Origin of the sequence: Pyrinomonas sp. (assembly GCF_040289685.1) — a bacterium.
Lineage (GTDB): Bacteria > Acidobacteriota > Blastocatellia > Pyrinomonadales > Pyrinomonadaceae > Pyrinomonas.
In genome coordinates this window covers 1-21,869 of record NZ_PSLQ01000039.1, presented here as the reverse complement: position 1 = coordinate 21,869, position 21,869 = coordinate 1, and the positions used below count along the sequence as shown (strand labels likewise).

General features: G+C 62.1%; 13 protein-coding genes. 9 read left to right on the top strand and 4 right to left on the bottom strand.

Annotated features, from left to right (window positions below):
• The 8 genes from rsmI to C4334_RS09510 all read left to right on the top strand — a co-directional run.
• On the top strand, positions 1-835 hold an 835-nt coding region (gene rsmI, locus C4334_RS09545; RefSeq protein ID WP_352431857.1), incomplete at its 5' end, for a 16S rRNA (cytidine(1402)-2'-O)-methyltransferase.
• Between the two features lie 395 nt (positions 836-1,230).
• Positions 1,231-3,279 carry an amidohydrolase family protein gene (locus C4334_RS09540; RefSeq protein ID WP_352431856.1) on the top strand — a complete coding sequence of 683 codons (2,049 nt, stop codon included), beginning with the start codon at positions 1,231-1,233 and terminating at the stop codon, positions 3,277-3,279.
• Positions 3,276-4,703 carry an amidohydrolase gene (locus C4334_RS09535; protein ID WP_352431855.1) on the top strand — a complete coding sequence of 476 codons (1,428 nt, stop codon included), beginning with the start codon at positions 3,276-3,278 and terminating at the stop codon, positions 4,701-4,703. Before C4334_RS09540 ends, C4334_RS09535 begins: the two co-directional genes overlap by 4 nt.
• A complete protein-coding gene (locus tag C4334_RS09530) occupies positions 4,700-6,112 on the top strand; it encodes an amidohydrolase family protein (protein ID WP_352431854.1) in 1,413 nt (470 codons plus the stop codon). The genes C4334_RS09535 and C4334_RS09530 overlap by 4 nt, the downstream gene beginning before the upstream one ends.
• Before the next feature lie 72 nt (positions 6,113-6,184).
• Positions 6,185-6,763 (top strand): CDP-alcohol phosphatidyltransferase family protein, encoded by a 579-nt coding sequence (locus C4334_RS09525; protein WP_352431853.1) that lies wholly within the window; start codon positions 6,185-6,187, stop codon positions 6,761-6,763.
• A 384-nt stretch (positions 6,764-7,147) separates the two neighbouring features.
• Entirely contained in the window at positions 7,148-9,073 is a 1,926-nt protein-coding gene (gene dnaK, locus C4334_RS09520) for a molecular chaperone DnaK (protein WP_352431852.1), read from the top strand.
• 71 nt (positions 9,074-9,144) lie between these two features.
• Positions 9,145-10,275 carry a molecular chaperone DnaJ gene (dnaJ, locus tag C4334_RS09515; protein WP_352431851.1) on the top strand — a complete coding sequence of 377 codons (1,131 nt, stop codon included), beginning with the start codon at positions 9,145-9,147 and terminating at the stop codon, positions 10,273-10,275.
• An 89-nt stretch (positions 10,276-10,364) separates the two neighbouring features.
• A complete protein-coding gene (locus C4334_RS09510) occupies positions 10,365-10,802 on the top strand; it encodes a MerR family transcriptional regulator (RefSeq protein ID WP_352431850.1) in 438 nt (145 codons plus the stop codon).
• A gap of 275 nt (positions 10,803-11,077) precedes the next feature.
• Here C4334_RS09510 and C4334_RS09505 read toward each other — a convergent pair whose 3' ends face one another.
• From C4334_RS09505 to C4334_RS09495, 3 genes are all read right to left on the bottom strand, one after another.
• Positions 11,078-14,416: a TonB-dependent receptor gene (locus tag C4334_RS09505; protein ID WP_352431849.1), complete on the bottom strand. Its 3,339-nt coding sequence runs from the start codon at positions 14,414-14,416 to the stop codon at positions 11,078-11,080.
• Positions 14,417-14,863: 447 nt separating this feature from the next.
• Positions 14,864-17,134 carry a M28 family metallopeptidase gene (locus C4334_RS09500; RefSeq protein WP_352431848.1) on the bottom strand — a complete coding sequence of 757 codons (2,271 nt, stop codon included), beginning with the start codon at positions 17,132-17,134 and terminating at the stop codon, positions 14,864-14,866.
• Positions 17,135-17,319: 185 nt separating this feature from the next.
• Complete coding sequence (locus C4334_RS09495; protein ID WP_352431847.1) at positions 17,320-18,909, bottom strand: amidase; 1,590 nt, start codon at positions 18,907-18,909, stop codon at positions 17,320-17,322.
• Between the two features lie 105 nt (positions 18,910-19,014).
• Here C4334_RS09495 and C4334_RS09490 point away from each other — a divergent pair, with 105 nt between their 5' ends.
• Entirely contained in the window at positions 19,015-20,394 is a 1,380-nt protein-coding gene (locus C4334_RS09490; protein ID WP_352431846.1) for an amidohydrolase family protein, read from the top strand.
• 311 nt (positions 20,395-20,705) lie between these two features.
• Here the strand turns inward: C4334_RS09490 and C4334_RS09485 are convergent, their stop codons facing one another.
• A complete protein-coding gene (locus tag C4334_RS09485) occupies positions 20,706-21,638 on the bottom strand; it encodes a ribose-phosphate diphosphokinase (protein ID WP_352431845.1) in 933 nt (310 codons plus the stop codon).
• Between the last annotated feature and the right edge of the window lie 231 nt (positions 21,639-21,869).

The following is a 21,869-nucleotide window of genomic DNA, read 5'->3' as shown; positions in this document are numbered from 1 at the left end:
CATCACGCAACGCGCGCTGCGCGTTTTGCGCACTGTCGATCTGATCGCTTGCGAAGACACGCGCCACACGCGCAAACTGCTCGCATACTACGGTATCGAGCGCCCGACCATCAGCTACCACGAACACAACGAGCGCGAACGCGCCGCAGAGATCGTCGCGCGCATCGAAGCGGACGCTGATGTGGCGCTCGTCACCGATGCGGGCACGCCTGCAATCAGCGATCCCGGTTACCGTCTGGTGCACGCTTGCATCGAACGCGGCCTGCGCGTGGTGCCCGTTCCCGGTCCAGCCGCGTTCGTCGCCGCGCTGGTCGCTTCGGGGTTGCCGACCGACCGTTTCTTCTTCGGCGGCTTTCTGCCAGCCAAAAAGAACGCGCGGCGGGCGGCTTTAGCTGAAGCGCGCGCCATCGGCGCGACGCTCATCTTCTACGAAGCGCCGCACCGTCTGGCCGAAGCGCTCGCAGATGCACGCGAGGTTTTGGGCGAACGCGAAGCGGTTGTGGCGCGCGAGTTGACCAAACTCCACGAGGAGATCGTGCGCGGGCGTTTGAGCGAACTCGCCGAACGTTTCGGCAAGGAGAACGCGCGCGGCGAAGTCGTGCTCGTCATTGACCGGACCGAAATCGCCGAACGAAAAGTCGAAGCGCAACCGAACCGGTCGCAAAAGCTGGCCGAAAGAGTGGCGCAGCTTGAAGCCGATGGCGCAGATTTTCGCACGGCGCTGAAACGCGCGGCGCGCGAACTCGGCATCCAACGCGACGAAGCCTACAGGATGCTCGCTGCAGAACGGGATGGACGTACCGCATCGCGCACGAAAAGAGGTCGAACCCAATAGAGCGCAACAAACGCTCTGCCTCATCCCAGCAGTGAAACTCTTGCTCGCAGCGAACACGATCGGCGTTGCGCCTCTTTCGCTACATTTTCCGCATGAAGTTGAGACCGCATTTCGTTTTTCGTGTCGTCGAAACGAGAACGGATGCAGCGGCGAGTCCCGTGTTACCGATAGGCTCGGAGTCTTCTTTTGTTTTCGTTTGCTCTCGTGATATTTTGGGCCGCGCTTTGAAACATTCGACACGTGTGCGCCGTAAAAACAGGCGCGTCAAGCATGCGGCCTGAGGCTCGTGCGTCTTGGGCGCGTGCTTGGCGTGTTCCTTCCGCTCGAGTTCGTCGAAGACTTTGGTCGTTGAGGAGGAGCGCCCTCGTGCGCTTGAGCACGGAGGAGAATTAGTCATGAAAAACGCCCGACTACGCATCTTCGTCACCATCGTTTCGCTTTGCGCCGTTTCGTTGGTCGCCCCCCGCTGTGGCCTTTTGTACGCGCAGCAACAAACTTCGGTCGAAGCGATCAACACTTACGCCATCACCAATGCGCGCCTCGTCACGCTCGCTGGTCCAACCATCGAGCGTGGGACGGTGGTCATCCGCAACGGATTGATTCAAGCTGTTGGCCCCGATGTCTCGCCACCCGCCGATGCGCGCATCATCGACGGGACAGGCATGACCGTTTATCCAGGACTGATCGACGCCAATACGTCGCTCGGCATTCCGGCTCCGACGCCGCAACCGACGCCGCGAGGAGGACAAGGGTTACTCGCCTTCTTGACGCAACCCTCGACTCCAGCCTTCTCTTCTCCTAATTCGCCGTATCCGCCCGGCTTGCAACCGGAGATCATGGCCGCCGACCTCGTCCGTCCGGGCGGTGAGCAGATCGAGGCCGCGCGCAGCGCTGGAATCACGGCAGCGCTCAGTGCGCCGCGCGAGGGCATCTTCATCGGACAATCGGCCCTCATCAACCTCGCCGACGACACGCCGCAACAGATGATCATCCGTTCGCCGATTGCCCTACACATCGGCTTTACGCCGCTTCGGGGCGGCACCTATCCCGGCTCGTTGATGGGCGTTTTCGCCGCGATTCGCCAGATGTTGTTGGACGCGCAGCGCTACGATCAAGCGTGGCAAACCTATGAACGCAACCCGCGTGGGTTGCGTCGCCCCGAGCTGGACAAATCTCTGGCCGCGCTCGTTCCGGTCATCAAGGGGCAGTTGCCGGTCGTCATGTACGCCGACACGGAACGCGAGATTCGTCGCGCGCTCGATTTGGCGCAGGAGTTCAATCTCAAAGCGATCATCGCTGGCGGCACCGAAGCGTGGAAAGTCGCCGACCGTCTGCGCCAACAGCGCGTCCCCGTGCTCGTTTCGCTCAACTTTCCGCGCCGCACCACGGCCCCCAACCCAGAGGCCGATCCCGAACCTCTGCGCGTCCTGCGGGCGCGCGTCGAAGCGCCGCGCAACCCGGCGCGGCTGGCTGCCGCTGGCGTTCAGTTCGCCTTTCAATCCGGCGGCATGACGAACATGAGCGACTTTTTGAACAACGCAGCGCGTGCCGTCGAAAACGGCCTGTCGCGCGATGAGGCTGTGCGTGCGATGACCATTCGCGCAGCGGAGATCCTCGGCGTGGCCGATCGGCTCGGCTCGATCGAGGTGGGCAAGATCGCCAACCTGACGATCACGCGCGGCGATCTGCTGGACCGCAATCGCCGCATCGCCCACGTCTTCATCGACGGGCGCCCGGTCGAGCTTCGTCCCGAAGCAGCGGTTGGTCCGCCATCGGCGGGAGCTTCGGGTGCGTGGACGCTCCGTTTGGTTTCGACAGAAGGGCGTGAATATGATCTGACGCTCAACCTGCAACAACAGGGCGAACGTCTTACGGGCACGCTTCAAGGCGCGCTCGGCACGGCAGACATCGCCAACGGATCGATCAGCGCGGCAGGCGAATTCCGCTTCACAGCGCGCATTGAGTACGAAGGGCAGACCACCGAAGCCACCTTCACCGGGACCGTCACCGGCAACGAGATGCGCGGTACGGTGCAGATCGTCGGACGCAGCCCGGCTAGCTTCACCGGCACGCGCACCGGTGGACCGCCGTCACGCGCCGGAACGCAACCGGCACCTCCGCCGAGCGGTTCGACCGATCTTTCCGGCACGTGGAATTTGACCTTCGACCTCGGCGACCAAGCGTTGCCCGCCACGCTCACGCTGCGCCAACAGGGCGAGCGCTTCACAGGCACGCTTCAAAGCGCGCTCGGCTCTTCGGAAATCAGCGATGGCGCAGTTGGCACCGACGGTTTTCGCTTCACGACCAACGTGACCTTCGGTGGAGAGAGCTTCACCATCACGGTCAGCGGAAAGGTGCAGGGCAATCAGATGAGCGGCACGGTCTCTTCGCCGCGCGGCACAGTCTCTTTCACGGGTACGCGCCCACAAGGAGGTGAAAGATGAAACGACAAGCCATGCTTTTGATCGCCTCGATGCTCTTTTTCGTTCCAGCGGCACCAGCGCAGACGCAATCGAGCGCGCCAACGGAAACGCTGATTCGCAACGCGACTGTGCTCACGGTTTCGCGCGGCACGCTGCGTAACAGCGACGTGCTCATTCGCAACGGCAAGATCGCCGCCATCGGACAGAACTTGCGCGCCGGGGCCAATGCCAGAGTGATCGACGCTACGGGCAAGTACGTCATGCCCGGCATCATCGACTGCCATTCACACTCGATGATCGACGCCGTTAATGAAGGGACGCTCTCGGTTACGTCAATGGCGCGCATCCGCGATGTGCTCAACCCGACCGATGTCGATCTTTATCGAGAGCTCGCCGGCGGCGTCACGACGCTCAACATCCTTCACGGCTCAGCCAACGCCATCGGCGGGCAGAACACCGTCGTCAAGATCAAATACGGGCGCCCCGTCGAAGAGTTCATCTTTCCCGGCGCGCCGCCCGGCATCAAGTTCGCCCTCGGCGAGAACCCGAAACGCTCCAATTTCCCGCCGCTGCCGGGCCAGCCACGTCGCTACCCGGCGACGCGCATGGGCGTTGAAGAGACCATCCGTGATGCGTTTACGCGTGCGCGCAACTACAAGGCCGCGTGGGATGAATACCGCGCCCGGTTGGCGCGCGGCGAAAAGAACTTGATCCCGCCGCGCCGCGACCTCCAACTCGAACCGCTCGTCGAAATATTGGAGGGCAAACGACTGGTTCATGCGCATTGCTACCGCGCCGACGAGATCCTGATGCTCATCAGGCTGGCCGAGGAGTTCGGCTTCAAAGTGCGCACCTTCCAGCACGTGCTTGAAGGCTACAAGGTCGCAAGCGAAATCGCCCGGCACGGCGCTGGAGCCTCCGCCTTCGCTGATTTCTGGGCTTATAAGATCGAAGCCTACGACGCCATCCCGTACAATGCCGCGATCATGGTGCGACATGGCGTCAACGTCTCGATCAACTCAGACTCGGATGAGCGCGCGCGTCGGTTGAACATCGAGGCCGCCAAAATGATGAAGTACGGCGGCTTGACCGAAGAGGAGGCGCTCAAGTTGATTACGCTCAATCCGGCGTGGCAATTGGGAATCGATGATCGCGTCGGCTCGATCGACGTCGGCAAAGATGCCGATCTTGCCATCTGGAGCGGCCACCCGTTCAGCGTTTATTCGCGCGTCGAAATGACGTTCGTCGATGGCGAAGTCTTCTTCGATCGGCAGCAAGATCTGGTACGCCGGGCTGAACTCGAACGCGAGCGGGCGCAACTGGAACAGGCTGAACCCAATCGCCCGCCCGCACAGGGCGGCGCGCCGCCGCCCGCGCCGCGCCCGCGCCGCACAGCTTATGAACACGCCGATGACATCTGGGATGGAGGTGACCACGACCAATGATCCGCCGGAAAGCATCGCTCGCAACCACGCACGAGCCGGCCGTCGGACCTCTGCGCCGGGTTCTTCTAGCAGCCAAACTCGTAGCTTTGACCGCCATTACCCTTTCGGCCGCGCACGCGCAACAGATCAATCGCGTCGCCGTTGAACGGGTCCGCACCGGGCCGCAAGGCACCTACGCGATCCGCAACGCGCGCATCGTTACCGTCAGCGGGTCGGAGATCGAAAACGGCACCATCGTCATCCGCAACGGCAAGATTGAAGCCGTGGGCGCGAACGTTTCGGTCCCCGCCGGAGCGCAACAGATCGATGCGCGTGGCCTTGTAGTCTACCCCGGCATGATCGACGCTGGAACTTCGCTCGGTCTAGTGGAGGTCCCAACGGGCGCGCCCGGAACCGTGGACTTGAGCGAAGTCGGCGACATGAATCCGAACGCGCAAGCTCTGATCGCCGTTAACCCGCACAGCGCGCACGTCGGCGTCACGCGCGTCAACGGCGTGACCACCGTGCTCACCATGCCGCGCGGCGGTATCATCTCTGGCCAAGCGGCCATCATCAACCTCGATGGCACGACCCAATGGGAAATGTCGCTCGTTCCCGCAGCCGCGCTGGTCATCGATTACCCGCGCGTCACCATGGGCGGCGGACAATTCGCTCTTCTTCAAGCCCAGCAGCCGCCGTCGAACATCGCCGAAGCGGTCCGCGCGCGCGACCGCCAAGTCGAGCAACTGCGCAAGATGCTGCGTGACGCCGAAGCCTACGCGCGCGCGCATGAAGCTTACGCGCGCGACAGCCGCAGCGTGCCGCGCCCGGAGCGCAACGTCGTGCTCGAAGCGCTCGTCCCATACGTGCGCGGCGAGCGCCCCGTGATCTTCCGCGCCGACCGCGAGCAGGAGATACGCGCCGTCATACGCTTCGCCGAAGAGATGAAGCTCCGACCGATCATCTTGGGCGGCAACGACGCTTGGAAGGTGGCGCAACTGCTGCGCGAAAAGAACGTCCCCGTGATCTTGAACGGCGTGCTCGATCTGCCCATGCGCGAAGACGATCCGTACGACGTGCTCTTTGAAAACGCCGCCAAGTTGCAGCGCGCCGGCGTTCGCTTCTGCATCTCAACTGGCGACACGGGCGCACACGTGCGCGACCTGCCTTATCACGCTGGCATGGCCGCTGCCTTCGGCTTGCCTAAAGATGAAGCCCTCAAAGCCGTCACGCTCTACCCAGCGCAAATCCTCGGCATCGCCGACCGCGTCGGGTCGATCGAACCGGGCAAGATCGCTAACCTCGTCATCGCCGATGGCGATCTGCTGGAAGCGCGTACCAACATCCGCTACCTGTTCATCAATGGCAAGCAGATTCCGCTCGTCAGTCGCCACACGGAGCTGTATGAGCAGTTCAAAGATAGACCCTAAATGATTTTCGCTCGGCGCGCGCCTGAGTCCAGCCGGGTTGCGATTCGGGCGCGCGCAATCGAAACCCATTCGATGCGCATCGTTACCGTGCCCAATCTGCTCACCGTCTTGCGGATGATGCTCATCCCAGTCTTCGTGTCGCTACTCTTCTACAAGCTTTACGCATGGGCTTTGCTGGTCTTCATCTTCGCCGGTTTGACCGATGGACTCGATGGTTTGCTCGCCCGCCGCTTCAATCAACGCTCCTCGCTCGGCACCGTGCTCGATCCCATCGCCGACAAAATACTGCTCGTTACTTCATTCATCGTCCTCTCGATGCCGAACATCTTCCAGCAGCCGCTCCCGCGCCACCTCCCCATCCCTTTCTGGACCACGGCGCTCGTCATCAGCCGCGATGTCTTCATTCTGGTCGGGGCGGCGGCCATCCACTTGGTCACAGGCTTTCGCGGCTTCCGCCCATCCTGGCTCGGCAAACTCAACACCGTCGTCCAGATCTTGGCGATCATCTACATCCTCGTCGCTGCGCACTACCCACCCATGACCGGCTACTTGCCGGCTGTCTATTCCGTGGTTGGCGCGGCAGCCTTCATCTCCGGCATTCACTACATCTTCTTCGCTTCGCGCTTGCTCGCCGAAGAGCGCGAAGCGTGAACCGCAAAACAAATGGGCGCCGGATAGCTCAAAACCGCCTCCCAAGCGGCTTCCCTACAAGACTAATCGGCTCCCCTGCAACAGAAGACGGTCCCGAAAGGCCCAGACCGCTCTGATCTCAAGACGAACTCGCAAGCGGCTTGCCCGATTGACCCCTAATCTCGGCAGCATTGCACACGATGCCCTCGCGGACGTTTCGACGAGCGACGCGCCCTCATTACTTCGGCGTTTTGCAAAACCCGCCGAGGACTTTCGGGCATCTTTGGGACCACGACGCTCAGCACCCGAAAGGGGCGAAAACTTGACAACATCACGCTCAAGATTTATATTGAAGTCGCGTTCAAGGCGCATCGAGATCAAGTCTATCCCGGAGAAATTCAACCTATGAGCAAGATCATCGGCATTGACCTCGGCACGACCAACTCTGTGGTCGCCGTTATGGAAGGCGGCGAGCCCGTGGTCATCACCAATGCGGAAGGAAGCCGTATCACGCCCTCTGTGGTCGCTTTCACAAAGGATGGCAGCCGCCTCGTCGGACAGGTGGCTAAACGGCAAGCTGTGACCAACCCGGAAAACACCGTCTACTCGATCAAGCGCTTCATGGGACGGCGCTATGCGGAGGTCACGGACGAGATCAAGCAGGTTCCCTACAGGGTCGTTCAAGCGCCCAACGGCGATGTGCGCGTCGTGGCTGGCGGCAAGGAGTGGTCGCCGCCGGAGATCTCGGCGATGATCTTGCAGAAACTGAAGCAAGCGGCAGAGGACTATTTGGGACAAAAGGTCGACAAGGCGGTGATCACCGTTCCGGCTTATTTCAACGATGCGCAACGGCAGGCAACCAAGGACGCTGGCAAGATCGCCGGGCTTGAAGTGATGCGCATCGTCAACGAGCCGACCGCCGCCGCGCTCGCCTATGGCCTCGACAAAAAGAAGGATGAAACGATCGCCGTCTTCGACTTCGGCGGCGGCACCTTTGACATCTCCATCCTTGAAGTGGGCGAAGGCGTGGTCGAGGTCAAGGCGACCAACGGCGACACGCACTTGGGCGGCGATGACATCGACGAAGCGCTGATCAAGTGGATCATCGATGAGTTCCGCAAGGATCAGGGCATCGACCTGTCCAACGACAAGATGGCGCTTCAGCGCCTCAAAGAGGCCGCTGAAAAGGCCAAGATCGAACTCTCTTCGACCATGGAGACCGAGATCAATCTGCCCTTCATCACGGCGGACGCTTCGGGGCCGAAGCACTTGGTGATGCGTTTGACGCGCTCGAAGTTCGAGCAGTTGATCGACCCGATCCTTCAGCGCCTGATGCCGCCAGTTGAGCAGGCGCTCAAAGATGCCGGGCTTGACCCGAAGCGGATCGACGAGGTCGTGCTCGTCGGCGGCTCGACGCGCATCCCCAAAGTTCAGCAGATGGTGCGCGAATACTTCGGCAAAGAGCCGAACAAGTCGGTCAACCCAGACGAAGTGGTTGCCGTCGGTGCCGCTGTCCAAGCGGGCGTGTTAGCCGGCGAAAAGACCGATATCCTGCTGCTCGACGTCACGCCGCTTAGCCTCGGCATCGAAACGCTCGGCGGCGTCTTCACCAAGCTGATCGAGCGCAACACGACCATCCCGACGCGCAAGTCGGAGATCTTCTCGACGGCCTCCGACAACCAGACGTCGGTGGAAGTCCATGTGCTGCAGGGCGAGCGGCCGATGGCGGCGGACAATCGCACGCTCGGACGTTTCCATCTGGTCGGCATTCCGCCCGCGCCGCGTGGTGTCCCGCAGATCGAAGTCACCTTCGACATCGATGCTAACGGCATCGTCAACGTCTCAGCCAAAGACCTCGGCACGGGGCGCGAGCAGAAGATTACGATCACCTCTTCCTCTGGCCTAACCAAAGAGGAGATCGACCGGATGATGCGCGAAGCCGAGCAGTACGCAGCCGAGGATGCGCGCAAGCGCGAAGAGGTGGAAGCGCGCAACCGTTTGGACGGGCTCGTCTATCAGGTAGAGCGCACGTACAATGAGAACCGGTCCAAACTCGATGGTGCGGCAGCGTCCGAGATCGAAGCAGCGCTGACCGACGCCAAAAAGGCGATGGAAGAGGGCGGCACCGAGCGAATGAACAGCGCCTTCAGCCGTCTGCAAACGGCCTCGCACCGGCTCGCTGAGGTCCTCTACCAACGGACGGCGCCATCCGGCGCGTCGGAGACAGCGACGTCCTCCTCGACGACCACCTCGAGCGCGACCGGGAACGCGTCTTCTGCAGACGACAACGTGATCGACGCCGAGTACGTGGACGTCGACGAAAACAAGTAGCGGCGCAAAGGTGTGGGAAGTGGCGAGCGGCGGGCCGACGTCGGTCTGCGCTCGCCCATTGGTCGTAAGGCATGGCCAAACAGGACTACTACCAAATCCTCGGCATCAAACGCGACGCCAAGCCGGAAGAGATCAAAAAAGCTTACCGGCGATTGGCGCGCAAATACCACCCGGACGTCAATCCGGGCGACAAGGCGGCCGAAGAGCGCTTCAAGCTCATCACAGAAGCCTACGACGTGCTCTCCGACCCGAAGAAGCGCGCCGTCTACGATCGTCACGGTTATTATGCGGACAACTTGAGCGGTGCGGCCACAGGCGGCCAAGCGCGCAGCCGCAGCGGATTCGATTTTAGCGGCTTTGACTGGAGCAGCAGTTCGGGTGGAACCAGCTTCCGCGACATCTTCGCCGATCTTTTCGGCGGTGGCAAACAAGAGCGCGAGCCGCCGCGTCCGCAACCGACGCGCGGCGCGGACATAGAGATGCCACTGGCGCTCAGCTTTGAAGAGGCAGTCAAAGGGCTGACGACCAACATCACGGTCAACCGCTCCGAGCAATGTCCGCGCTGTCAGGGAGCAGGCGACATGGGCGGACCGCTGCTGGTTTGTCCGACGTGCAAAGGGTCCGGACAGGTGGCGCGCGCTGGCGGGCGGTTGCGCTTCTCGCAACAGTGTCAGGATTGCGCAGGGACAGGCAAGCGCCGTCCGCCATGCCCCGTCTGTCAAGGCAAGGGGACGGTGCCGAAGACGGAGACGGTCAAGGTGCGCATTCCGGCGGGCGTCGACACGGGATCGCGCGTGCGCGTTCCTGGCAAGGGGCATGGGGGGCGTTTGGGCGCGCCGGCAGGCGATCTATACATCATCACCAATGTTGGCAGCCACCCGTACTTTACGCGCAAAGGGGATAACATCTACGTGACCGTGCCCGTGACGGTGCCGGAAGCCGCTTTGGGGGCCAAGATCGAGGTGCCGACCATCGAAGGCAAAGCGATCCTACGCATTCCGCCGGGCACGCAATCAGGGCAGAAATTCCGCCTGCGCGAACGGGGCGTGCCGAGCTTGCGCAATCCGCAGGCGCGCGGCGATCAGTTCGTCGAAATACAGGTGACGTTGCCGAAAGTCATCTCCGAAGAGACCAAGGAGCTGCTCCGCCGCTTCGCCCAAATCAACCCGGAGAATCCGCGAGTGGCGATGGGGCTTGAGTGAACGTTCAACGCGCGCCTTTGACGAAGGGCTGAGGCGATCATTTGGCCGCGCAAAGCTGTGCACGCGGGCGTGCGATCGAAAGTGGCAGGATGGCGACCAAGAAGCACAAGGAAAGAACCTACACGATCAGCGCGGTGGCCGCGCAGTATGGCGTCCATCCGCAGACCTTGCGACTGTACGAACGCGAAGGGCTGTTGAAACCCTCGCGCTCGCGGGGCAACACACGGCTTTACACGGACGCTGACCTCGAACGGCTGGAGCTAATCCTCTCGCTCACGCGCGAACTCGGCGTCAATCTCGCTGGCGTCGCCATCATCCTCGACATGCGCGAGAAGATGGAGGAGATGCGGCGCGAGTTCGAACGTTTCTTCGAGTACCTGCAAACCCACATTCACGAATTCGCGCAATACGCGGACGCGCAAACTTCTTCTTCGGGCGCGCTCGTTCCCGCTTCGCGCGTTGCGGCCTTGCGTCGGCGCGATGAGATGCGCGTAGAAGATCAGCCCACATTCGAACGCGGCGAATAGCTCGCCTCCACTAGCAGCCACATTCGCGAGCGACGGGAAGAGATCACGGCGCTCGCGGGAAGTCTGATTCCTCGATCCCGCTCGAGCAAACGCCCTCGTGGGCGACGGAAAGAGGTTGCAACGCTCTATGCGCTGCCCAAACGGCTCGCCTCCTGATCAAGCGGCCCAGCGAGACGAGCCGCCAAGCAGCGCTCGGGCGACAGCGACGCTCGCAAATCCAGCTTCAGGCCGAGCCTCGCCGGCGGTGAACGACGCTCCTTGATGATCAACGATGCTCAAAAATCCAGCTTCAGGCCGAGCCTGATCTGACGCGGGCGCAAAGTCCTCTGCGGGACGAGGAAACCATCGGCGAAGGCGCGCCGTTGCTTATCAGTCGCGTTCGGCGCGAGCGCGTTGAAATTGATGAATTCGGCGCCGAAGCTGAAGACGGTTTTGTTGAGCGCGTTGTCGCATTCGATCACGGCGCGCAGACGCGCGCCTTCACCCAAGCGAAAATCGCGGACGACGTTTACATCGAAGACGATGAGCGGCGGACCGCTGCCGGCGTTTCGTGGCAGATCGCCCGCACGCCCGATCGTGGGCGACGAGAATGCTTGCGCGAGCGCCGGATCCAGCGGCTCGCCCGGACGCCGAAAACGTATTGCGCGCAGGTCTCCCCGAAAATTCGGCCGATCGTTATCGACATCATCGAGGTTGCGGTCGGCGCCGAGCGTGACGTTGAACGGCGCGCCCGAAGCGATGCGCATGATCGGGGCCAGGCGCACACCGCCGAGCCACGCTGGTAGATCGAAGACCCCGCTCAACGTGAAACGATGACGACGGTCGAGCAAGCTGCGCGCTCGTTCGCGTCGAAAGTCTCCGGCGCGCACGGCATCAGAGGTGTTGAGTTCGCCGTCGTTGATGAGCTTTGATAGCGTGTAGGAAGCGCGCAACGTCACGCCCGCGCCCCTTTCGATCATCAAACGTTGCCGTACGCCGAACGTCAAGCCGTGATAGAAGCTGTTGCCGACTGAAGCGAGCTGCTCTATTTCGCCGCGCGTCGGATCCGGTCTTAAATCGTTCACCGCCGCCCGCGCGATCTCCAGCGCCGTCCTTCCCAAACTGGTTAAATTGACGAGCGAGATGGGCACGCCCGCTTCCACCGTTCTGCCGACGGCGTTTGGGTTACGCGGATCAGGTGGGGTCAGCGTGAAACGCACGAGTTCACCGGCGGCAGCGGCGTCATAGAGCGGACGCACGCCGCGCCGGTCACGGAAGTTCGGGAAATCGCGTGAGAGCAAGTATTCCGTAAAATCGGCGTAACCGACTGGCAGCACGGGCGCGTTTGCGTTGAACTCGCGCCACAGATGCGCGCCGCGCACCCAAGCGTAGTTCGCCTCGATGACCAGTCCACGCCTGAGTTCGCGCTCCACTCCTGCAGCGGCTTGATAGCTTTCCGGGATGCGCAGACGCGGATCGAGCCGACGCGCGAAGTTGGTCTCCGGGACGGCGAAACGCTGGACCAGCGGCGAGCGCAGTGTGAGCGTTTCAGGAAAGACGAGATTGGCCGCGATGAACGCGCGTCTTTGCGCGGGCGTAAGCAACCTGCCGCTCTCGGGATCGCGCAAAAGGTTGGTATCGAAGACGAGCCGTCGCGCGCCGAGCGTGAAATCGTCGATGGTGCGCAACAGCGCGCGGTTGTAAAAGATGCCTGCCCCAGCACGCAACACCGTCTTGCCGGTGCCCACGGGGTCGAACGCGATGCCGACTCGCGGTCCCCAGTTATCGCCATCCTCGACGATCGTTTCGCGTTCGTAGCGCAGGCCAAAACTTAACGTGAGCCTCGCCGCTGGCCGCCACTCATCTTGCACGAACAGGGCCGAGTAAACGTTGCGTTGGATGGAGTCGGTTTGAAAACGTTGGCGAAAGCGACTCGGGCGATTGGCGAGAAAATCGGCGGCGCTCGCAAAACTGTACGTTCCCGAAACGTCGCCGAGGTCGATGAAGGTCGAGCGGATTAGTTGCAGTTCACCGCCCGCTTTGAACGTGTGCGTGCTGCGCGCGACCGTCAGAGCATCCTGCAATTGCAGACGGAGTTCGCGCCTTTCGGTCGCGCCGAGCGTTGATGAACCGGCGACCAGCGTCCCCGACCGGTCCGACGGATCATCTGCGCCGAGCGGATCATCGATGTCGATCGTCACTACCGGACGCATCGCGCGCGCGCGCACATCGGGCGCAAGGCGCGACGCTTGCGCGCGAAATTGGTTGGCGACGCGCGCCGTCAACGTTCGATTGTCGAGGTAAGCGACAGCGTCCGAAGCGCGATAGCGCGTCTGAAAAGCTTCGCGCAGACGGCTTCCGCCGCCAGTTTGGCGACGATTGCGCAAACGCCCGTACTGGTAAAGAAACGTGCCGCTGTGCCGCTCATTGAATTCGTGATCGAGGCGCAGCACAGTCGCATGATTGCGCGAAGGTGTCGAGGTGCGTTCGACGAAGGGCGCAAGCTCCGCCGGTTCGTCAGACACGCCCGCTTCGCGCCGTCGTCCGACGAGCGTCGTAGGCGGCGGCAGAGAGTAACGCGGGTTTCGTTCGACCGGGACCAGCGTGTCGATCAACTTCGAATCGAGCACGGTGTTGAATTCGTAAGCGAGAAAAAGGTAGGTCCTTCCCAACCCGTTGTACCGCAGCGGACCGGCAAACCGCGGAAGGATGACCGGACCAGCGATGGTGAAGCCGAGATCGTGTTTTTGCAACGGAAGGCGCTTCAACCCGCGCGCGTTGTTGCGAAACGTGTTTGCGTCGAGCGATTCGTCGCGGAAGAACTCGAACAACCGACCGCGCACCTCGTTCGTTCCGCGACGCACGCGCAAGTTAACTCGGCCGCCCGAAGCCCGTCCGTATTCGGCCGCGAATTGGTTGGTGACTACCTGCACCTCTTCCACCCCTTCCGACGAAGGCTGGAAGCGCTCGCGCGCAGCGCGATCGTCGTTGTTGTCGAAACCCTCGACGGTTAGATTGTTGGAATAAGCTGGACCACCGCTCAAGGCAAAGGTTCCGGCCTCTTCCGGCGTCGCGCGTCGATCGGCGTTGCGATCCTCGGCCAAGTCCCGATCCGAAAACGGCGGCTCGGCGACGTTGCTCAAAGTGAAGACGAGATCGTAGGGCGCGCGCGACTGAACGGGCAACAGGTCCAGTTCCTCGCGCGTGATGCTCGTTCCGATCAACGTGCGCGAAGCATCCACCTCATATGGCGTCGCTTCCGCGACAACCGTCTGTGCGGCCTCAATGCCTGCCGGACGCAGCGTGAAATCCAGTTCCAACGTTCGACCAGCTACCGTTTCGATCGCCACCTCTTCCGGCGCGAAACCGGGGGCGACGACGCGCACGATATAGCTTCCCGGTTCGAGTTCGAGGAGCAGGAAGCGCCCTTGCTCATCGGTCACGGCTGATCGCACGCGGGCCGTGTCGCGAAGCGTCGCCAAGACCTGCGCCCCGACGATGGCCGCGCCGTTGGCATCACGCACGCGTCCGCGCAGTACGACGTCATCGAGATCTTGAGCCGGACAAACCGATAACAAGCAGAACAAAGATGCAACTATCAGCGAGAAACCGTAGGGCGAGGCGGAGAAATTCATGACGCGAACCTCTCTGGGAGTTTTACGGCGCCGCGTGAGGAGGCGCAAGAAGCGTTTCGCCTTCAAAGCGAAACGCTGTGCAAGCTCAACGCACTCGATAGCGCGCGCAGCGAATCTATCACCGGCGCGCGACGCAAATCAAGGGCTTCAGAGAGCGAGACGCGAACATCCTGACCGTCCGCTGCCGCCCGGCTCCGTGCGCAACACACGTGATGCAACGGCGCCGCGAACCCATGTCTCGACCGCCTGCCCCGCCCCGTCCACCTGCGAGAGCTTCGGCGTCGTCCGCACCGTCGAGATCCCCATGCGTTACAGCCGGAACCTAACGAGGTCGGCTCCGCGGGACGGCAGATCCTGCATATTTTTGCATAACATGCAAAGACGAGCGTTCAAACTTCGTCTCAGAAGCGCCAAGCCGTTTCATTTTGCATATTATGCAACCTCCCTTTATCGCCCTTCCAACACCATGGCAGCCCGTTCGATTCTATCGGCTACGGTTCGAAGCGTTTGCGCGACGATCTCTATTTCCCGATCCGCCTCTTCCCAGTTGCGCTGTTCGATCGCTTCGCGCACGCCGGGCAAAGTCTTCACTCCGTAGCCTGTGTAAAAGCCCGGCGCGTAGACCTGATGCTTGAACCAAGGGCGACGTGGCAGGCCTTCGTCGCGCGTCATGGCGCGCTCGGTCTCGATGAGCAACCGGTCAAGCGCGGCGCGCTCTTCGCGCGACAGCATGCGCCTGCCGCTGAAAGCGCGCTCAGCCACCTGATCGTAGCGGCGCGAAGCCTCTTGCAAGCGCGCGAGCGCGTTTTGCAACGGCGCGAAGTTCAAGTGGGGGACGGGGGCCTCTCTTTCAGGCGGCACGTACTTCTCTTGCGGATCGGCGACGTTGATCAACGCGCGCTCGTCCAACAAACGGTTCCGCTCCTCTGTCTCCTCGCGCATCGAATCGGTCAAGCGCATCAGTTCGCGGACGTACAGGCCGACCGTATCGGCGAAATTGTTGAAGGCGAGCGGCAACACGTCCGCGTCGGCCAAACGCATGACCAATCGCCCGCCGGTCTTCGCCAGCGCCAAGCCGTAATCGAAGTTCGGATCGATGAAGCGCGTGAAGTGATCGAACGAATCGTAGTTCGAGTGGTACGAACCGCCGCCGTCTTCGCCTCCGTAGCCGATGTTCAAACTGGCGATGCCGATGTGCTGCAAGAATGGGGTGTAATCAGAGCCGGAGCCGAGCGCGGCGATGCGCAGGTCGCGCCGTTCGCGCGCCTCGCGCTTCTCTTCGGCGCTTCCACGCACAAGGCGCAGGTCGCGCAGCCGCTCCCAGACGCTGATGCCTTTTTGCGGATCGGGGATGGCGCGCGCCGTTTCGTTGGCGAACCGTTCGAGCGTGTGCGAACCTCCGACGCCGAGAAAGCCTCGTCCGTTGGAATCCGAGTTGATGTAGACGGCGGCTTTCTGTCGCAGCTCCTCAGCATGCGCTTCGACCCATTCGGTTGAACCGAGCAAGCCCGGCTCTTCCCCATCCCACGCGCAATAGACGATGGACCGCTTCGGACGCCAGCCGTTTTTGACCAGTTGTCCGATAGCGCGCGCTTCTTCCAGCATAGCGACGAGTCCGCTCAAGGGATCATCCGCGCCGAAGACCCACGCATCGTAGTGATTGCCTCGGATGATCCACTCATCGGGCAACTCCGCTCCGGGCAGACGGGCGATCACGTCATAAGCTGGAACGAGCTTCCAATCGAATTCGAGTTTGAGATGGACTTTGGCTGGTCCAGGACCGATGTGATAAGTGATGGGGAGCGCGCCGCGCCAATCCGGCGGCGCGACCGGTCCGCCGAGCGCGCGAAGAAGCGGCAGCGCATCGCCGTATGAGATCGGCAGCACCGGGATCTTCGTCAACGTCGGCGCCTCTTTCCGGTCCAGCCGCCGCGCCGCATCGGTCGCGCCGACGTTGGGCGTCAGCGGATCGCCCGGATAGAGCGGCATGTCAGCGACCGAACCGCGCTGCACGCTCCATTCGTTGCGCCATGCGCCCTTCGGGTAAACATCGCCCTGAAAATAACCGTCATCGCGCGGGTCCGAATAGATGATGCAACCGATGGCCCCGTGTTCGGCGGCCACTTTCGGTTTGATGCCGCGCCAAGACGCGCCGTAGCGCGCGATGACGATCTTGCCGCGCACGTCTACGCCGCGTTGACGCAGTTCCTCGTAATCGCGCGGCAGACCGTAGTTGACGTAGACCAATTCGCCCGTCACGTCGCCATCGACCGAGTAAGCGTTATAGGTCGGCAGCCCCTCGCTCACGTTGCTTGAGGTCCGATCCTCTTTGAGCGGCGGCTCTTCGAGGCGCGCGCGGTAGCTTTCGGGCGCGATGAGTTCGACGACGCGCGTGCGCGGCGTTGGAAAGAGAACTTTGAACTCCTCGATCTCCGTTTGATAGCCCCACGAGCGAAACTGCGCGGCGATAAACTCGGCGTTCTCGCGCCCGGCGGGCGAACCGACGTGGTGCGGGCGCGCAGACATCCGCTGCATCCAGTCGCGCAGGTTCTCGCGTTTGAGAAGCGCATCGAGCTGTGCTTCGCGTCCAGCTTGTTCGCTTTGTCTTACGGCGACGAAGCCGTAGGTCGAAGATGCACGGGTGGCTTGAATCGGGAAGATGATCAAAACAAGGCTCAATAGCGAAGAGAGCAAACCGCGGAAAGTAACCTTTGACATTTACGCCCTCCGACGATGGTCTTCTGAGTGGATCGTTGCGCAGGGCAAAGCGCGAAGGACTTCGCCCGTCAGACGCGGCGGACCGGAATTCTCGATCGAACCGACGCTCGAAGCGTCGCGCGCGACCGATCAGCTCAAAGCTGTAAGCTTCACGCCTTCACTACGCTTCATGCTTGCGCCGATCTTCACAGATCCAGACTCGCGAGCAAGCGGGGTGGACGACGATGGCGCGTCGCTTGCTCGAAGGAGTAAGCGATGCGGATCAACTTCGGTTCGCTCCACGCCGTGCCGAAAAAAGAGATGCCGACCGGCAGGCCGAAGACGAAACCCGCCGGCACGCTGATGCTCGGGTAACCGGCCACCGCCGCCGGAGTAGAGCTTCCGCCGGTGTAATGATCGCCGTTGACGAGATCGGTCGTCCACGCTGGTCCGTTGGTCGGCGCGATGAGGCAATCGAGACGGTGGCGGCGCATCGTCGCATCAATGCCGAGCGCGCGCGCCAAGCGATGGTTCTTGGCGAGCGCGCGCCGGTAAGCTGGATCGGCGAGCGTGCCTTTGGCTTGGGCGCGCACGAAGAGCTCTTGCCCGAAGTAAGGCATTTCGCGTTCGCGGTTGCGTTCGTTGAACTCGATCAACTCGGCGAGCGTGCGCACTGGCGGACCAACGCGCCGCTCGGCGAGATACCTGTTCAAGTCATGCTTGAACTCATAGAGAAGCACTTCGAGTTCCGAATCATCGAATTTGCCCGCGGTCGCAATCTCCGCCGGATCAACGATGACGGCGCCCAAGCGTTTCATCACGTCGAGCGCTTCGTTCATCAACTTATCGACCGCATCGTTGAAACCGAAGAACTTGCGCACGACGCCGACGCGCGCGCCGCGCAAACCCTGCGGGTCGAGCAAGCGCGTGTAGTCGCTGAAGGCGCGGCCCTGCGCTGCGCGGGTGGTCGGATCGCGCGCGTCCATGCCGACCATCGCGCCGAGCAAGATGACCGCATCAGTGACCGTGCGCGCCATCGGGCCGGCTGTGTCTTGACTGTGCGCGATCGGGATGATGCCGGAACGGCTGATCAAACCGAGCGTCGGTTTGATGCCGACGATCCCGTTCGTCGAAGATGGGCAGACGATGGAACCGTCGGTCTCCGTGCCGACCGCAGCAGCGCACAGATTAGCGGCGACTGCCGCGCCCGAACCTGAACTCGAGCCGCACGGATTGCGGTCGAGCGCGTAAGGGTTGCGCGTTTGCCCGCCGCGCGCGCTCCAACCGCTAGTCGAGCGCGTGGAACGGAAATTGGCCCATTCGCTCAGGTTCGTTTTACCCAAGATGACCGCCCCAGCAGCGCGCAAGCGTTCGACGATGAAAGCGTCGCGCGAAGGCTTCGCGGCGCCGACGAGCGCGAGCGAACCGGCGGTTGTCTCCATGCGATCCGCCGTGTCGATGTTGTCTTTGATCAAGATGGGAATGCCATGAAGCGGCCCACGCAGATGCCCGGCGCGCCGTTCGCGATCGAGCGCATCGGCGATAGCGAGCGCGTCCGGATTCGTTTCGACGACCGAGTTGATGCGCGGGCCAGCGCGATCGATCGCTTCGATGCGTTCGATGTACCGTTCCACGAGCCAGCGCGCGCTCCACTCACCCGATTGCATGCGCCTTTGCATCTCGGCGATGCTGACCTCTTCAAGTTCCGCCGTCGGCGCGTTCGCTTGCGCCGACGCTCCACTTCCGACGGCCAAACCTGCCAGAGCCGCCGCTTGCAGGAATTGACGACGATTCATCTTAAATTGTCTATCGAGATCGGTTCCGTTCTTAGAAAGCGGGCACATTATATGACATACTGCGGCGAAATGCTCGCTATTTCGATTCCAATCGGAGGGTGAACGATGGGAAAAAGGTTTTCGCCGTTTCGCCGAGCGCCCGCCTCTCGACTCGCGCGCGCTTCGGTGCGGTTTTTGATCGCGCTCGCTTGTTCGCTGCTGATCGTCCCAGTGCCGCTTGCGCGTGGGCAAGAGCCGGAGCCGCACGAGAAGCTCGTTCGCGCGGGGAGGCTTCTAGACGTGCGCGCCGGTCGCCTGCTTGAAGATCAAGGCGTACTCATCGTTGGCGAAAGGATCCGCGCCGTCGGCCCATACGCCGAGATAGCGCGTCGAGCCTCAACCGATGCGCAGCGCATAGACCTTTCGTCAGCGACGGTGCTTCCCGGTCTGATCGATTGCCACACGCATGTCCTTCTGCAAGGCGACGTGACCTCGGCCGATTACGACGAACAGCTTCTGAAAGAAGCGATTCCCTACCGGGCTCTTCGGGCTTCGGTCGCGGCGCGCACGGCCGTGATGAACGGCTTTACGACGATTCGCGACCTCGGCACGGAAGGCGCGATGTATGCCGACGTGGACGTCAAAAAGGCGATCGAAAACGGCGTCATCGTCGGTCCACGCATGTTCGTCGCCACGCGCGCGTTCTCCGCGACGGGGATGTATCCGATCACCGGTTACGCGTGGGAGTTGAAGATGCCTGAAGGCGTGCAGTTCGTCGATGGTCCAGAAGAGATTCGGCGCGGCGTGCGCGAACAGGTCAAGTACGGCGCCGATTGGATCAAGGTCTACGTCGATCGCCGTTACTACTTCAAGGATGGCGTCCTGCGTAGCATGCTGAACTTCACGGACGAAGAGCTCGAAGCGTTCGTCACGGAAGCGCACCGCTTGGGGCGTCGGATCGCCGCGCACGCCATGGGACGCGATGGCATCGCTGCCGCCGTCCGACACGGGTTCGATTCCATCGAACACGGCTACGGTCTGGACGAAGGGCTAATGGATGAGATGATCAAACGCGGTATCTTCTGGTGTCCGACGATCTACGTCGGCGTCTACGTCGCCCCGGGGCGTGCGGCGGCGGGCGCGCCCGTTTGGCTTCAGATGCGTGACGCGGAAGCACGCGCCTTTCAGTTAGCCGCGCGCAAAGGCGTGCGCATCGCTTACGGCACGGATGCTGGCGGCTACCCGTGGACCGAGAACGAAGCGAAAGAGTTCTCGTTCATGGTCCAGTATGGGATGACGCCGCTCGACGCGCTTCGTTCGGCGACTTTGGTGGCGGCGGAACTGCTCGACGCGCAAGGCGACATCGGCGCGATCGAAGCGGGCAAACGTGCGGACATCATCGCTGTCGCGGGCGATCCGTTGCGCGACATCAAGGAATTGGAGCGCGTTCGCTTCGTGATGAAGGGCGGCGCGGTGTTGCGCGATGAGCTTTCAACGAGGAGGTGACGCAGCGGGTTCGGTTCTCAACGGCGCGATAAAGATTCAGGCCAACGCCACGCGAAACCGCTTCGAGGCTGCATCATCAAGGTCCACCAGGTTGTTCTCTTCATCTTGATTGAGAGGGGTGTTGACTTCGCGCCATCCGCCCGCACAAGCGGTTGAGCCGGCAGCTTTATCCTTCAATCGAGGCGGCATCAATCATCGCTTGCACCGGATGATTCGCTAGGGATCGCCTGCTCGCTCATGCGCGCAGGGCGTTCGTCCGCACGCGGGTTTGTGCGTCAAGCGATCAACGATTCGTTGAGAGATCGCCTTGGTCAGACGATTTCGAGCGCGCCGTCGATCAAAGTATGCCGGATGGCTTCGGCGATGAGTGGCGCCACGGAGACGACTTCGAGCCGCGGCCAATCGTCGCTTTCAATCTCCACCGAATCCGTGACGACCACGGCGCGCACACTCGCATGGTCCAGTTTGGCGCGCGCGCCGGGCAAGAACAATCCGTGCGTAGCGACCAGCGTGAATTCGGGACGCGCCCCGGCGGCGAGCAAAGCCTCGATGCTTTCGGCCATCGTGCCGCCCGTCGAGATCATGTCATCGACGATCACGCACGCGCGATCGCGCACCTCGCCGACGACATGCGTGATGCGCGTTTCGGTGCCGCTCGCGCGTTGTTTGTGCAGAACGACGACCGAGGTGCGCAAACGATGCGCGTACATGGTCGCAGCGGGGACGCGCCCGGCATCGGGCGAGACGACCACGGCATCGTCGGGCAAACGATCGCGCAACGCGCGCGCCAACGTCGGCACCGCCGTTAAGCTATCTACGGGAATGCGAAAGAAGCCCTCGATCTGCGGCGCGTGCAGATCGAGCGTGATGAGATGGTCGATGCCGACCGTTTGCATCAAGTCGGCGATCATGCTGGCGGTGATCGGCTCGCGCCGTCCGTGACGCTTGTCGGCTCGCGCGTAACCGAAATACGGGACGACGGCGGTGATGCGCGCAGCAGAGGCGCGCCGACAAGCGTCGGCAAAAGCGAGCAGTTCGATCAAGTGATCGTTCACCGGAGGCGAGGTCGGCTGCACGACGAAGATTTCGCGACCGCGCACCGGTTCTGCCAACTGAATGGAGATCTCGCCGTCGGGGAAGCGTTCGACCGTAGAAGAACCGAGCGTCACGTTCAATTCGCGCGCAATCGCCGAGGCCAACCTTCGATTCGCTGTGCCGGCAAAGATGGTGAAGTCGCGTGTCATAGGCTCAAAATCGCCCTCTCAAAACTGGCTGAACGCGCCGCTCACGGCTTGTGCGAAACGGAAGCACGGATCCGCACCCCGTCTCTTTGGCCGGAGGTATTTATAGCTCGCGCAAGAAGAGCGCCACTGATGAAGCGTATCAACCCGTCGTCGCGGTTCTTTTAGAAAAACGGGGGAGCGCGAGGGGGCTGTAATCCCCCTCAATTCATTGAGGGGATACACCGCACCCCC

Excerpts from the sequence above, each read along its gene's own strand:
- C4334_RS09525 (WP_352431853.1), top strand. The coding sequence starts at position 6,185 with ATGCGCATCGTTACCGTGCCCAATCTGCTCACCGTCTTGCGGATGATG.
- C4334_RS09510 (WP_352431850.1), top strand. The coding sequence starts at position 10,365 with ATGGCGACCAAGAAGCACAAGGAAAGAACCTACACGATCAGCGCGGTG.
- C4334_RS09485 (WP_352431845.1), bottom strand. The coding sequence starts at position 21,638 with ATGACACGCGACTTCACCATCTTTGCCGGCACAGCGAATCGAAGGTTG.
- C4334_RS09530 (WP_352431854.1), top strand. The coding sequence starts at position 4,700 with ATGATCCGCCGGAAAGCATCGCTCGCAACCACGCACGAGCCGGCCGTC.
- C4334_RS09490 (WP_352431846.1), top strand. The coding sequence starts at position 19,015 with ATGGGAAAAAGGTTTTCGCCGTTTCGCCGAGCGCCCGCCTCTCGACTC.
- C4334_RS09540 (WP_352431856.1), top strand. The coding sequence starts at position 1,231 with ATGAAAAACGCCCGACTACGCATCTTCGTCACCATCGTTTCGCTTTGC.
- dnaK (WP_352431852.1), top strand. The coding sequence starts at position 7,148 with ATGAGCAAGATCATCGGCATTGACCTCGGCACGACCAACTCTGTGGTC.
- C4334_RS09495 (WP_352431847.1), bottom strand. The coding sequence starts at position 18,909 with ATGAATCGTCGTCAATTCCTGCAAGCGGCGGCTCTGGCAGGTTTGGCC.
- C4334_RS09500 (WP_352431848.1), bottom strand. The coding sequence starts at position 17,134 with ATGTCAAAGGTTACTTTCCGCGGTTTGCTCTCTTCGCTATTGAGCCTT.
- C4334_RS09535 (WP_352431855.1), top strand. The coding sequence starts at position 3,276 with ATGAAACGACAAGCCATGCTTTTGATCGCCTCGATGCTCTTTTTCGTT.
- C4334_RS09505 (WP_352431849.1), bottom strand. The coding sequence starts at position 14,416 with ATGAATTTCTCCGCCTCGCCCTACGGTTTCTCGCTGATAGTTGCATCT.
- dnaJ (WP_352431851.1), top strand. The coding sequence starts at position 9,145 with ATGGCCAAACAGGACTACTACCAAATCCTCGGCATCAAACGCGACGCC.